Source organism: Kytococcus schroeteri (genome assembly GCF_002847825.1).
GTDB lineage: Bacteria > Actinomycetota > Actinomycetes > Actinomycetales > Dermatophilaceae > Kytococcus > Kytococcus schroeteri.
In genome coordinates, this window is record NZ_PKIZ01000043.1 from 1 (window position 1) to 1,113 (window position 1,113).

The following is a 1,113-nucleotide window of genomic DNA, read 5'->3' on the forward strand; positions in this document are numbered from 1 at the left end:
CGGCAGACCGGTGCGACTGGTGTGGGCCAAGCGCAGATACGTGTGCCGAGAGGCCCTCTGCCCTGGTGCGAGCTTCACCGAGCAGAACCCGTCGGTGGCCCCACCACGGGGCACGTTGACCACCCGGGCGGTGTCCTGGGCAGTGCGCGAACTGCGGGGCGAGCACGCTTCGATCTCAGGTCTGGCCCGCCGGCTGGGGGTGGACTGGCACACCGTGTGGAACGCTGTGCGCGCCCACCTGGAAGCGTTGGAGGCCGACCCGGCCCGGTTCGACGGTGTCACGGTGCTCGGGGTCGATGAGCACGTGTGGCACCACGTCGATCCGCGCACGCGTGGCCCGCGGATGCTCACCGGAATGGTCGACCTGACCCGCGACCAGGACGGCCGGACCCGTGCCCGGCTGCTCGACCTCGTCCCGGGCCGTTCCGGCGCCGTGTACGGGGCGTGGCTCACTGACCGCGGGCAGGACTTCCGCGACGCCGTGCAGATCGCCACCCTGGACCCCTTCCACGGGTACAAGAACGCGATCGATGACCACCTCGCCGACGCGACCGCGGTCGTGGACGCCTTCCACGTCGTGAAGCTCGCCACCGCGTGCGTGGATGACGTCCGTCGCCGGGTCCAGCAGGACACCACCGGCCACCGCGGGCGCAGGGGCGACCCCTTGTACGGGATCAGGACCCTGCTGCGCGCTGGGGTCGAGAACATCTCTGACCGGCAACGAGCCCGCCTGACCGCGGCGTTCACCGCTCACGAGGCACACGTCGAGGTGGAGCTCGCCTGGCAGGTCGCCCAGGACGTCCGAGCCCTGTTCCACGCCCCCACCCCCACCGTCGGCAGGGCCGCCGCGCAGCGCCTGCTCGAGATCCTGCCGACCAGTCCCATCCGCGAGGTCAAACGCCTGGGCCGCACCCTGCAACGATGGTCCGCACCCCTGCTGGCCTACTACGACACCGGCGGAGCATCCAACGGCGGCACCGAAGCCATCAACGGACTGATCGAGCTCCACCGCCGCGTCGCGCGCGGCTTCCGCAACCGCCACAACTACCGACTCCGCATGCTCCTCATCGGCGGAGGACTCACCCCATGACCCACGCTCAACTCCGAAGAGCC

At 70.7% G+C, this 1,113-nt stretch carries 1 protein-coding gene; it reads left to right on the plus strand.

Annotated features, from left to right (window positions below):
- Positions 1–1,090, plus strand: a 1,090-nt coding sequence (locus CYJ76_RS11415; protein WP_101850149.1) for an ISL3 family transposase, incomplete at its 5' end; no start/stop codon positions are given.
- Positions 1,091–1,113: the final 23 nt, after the last annotated feature.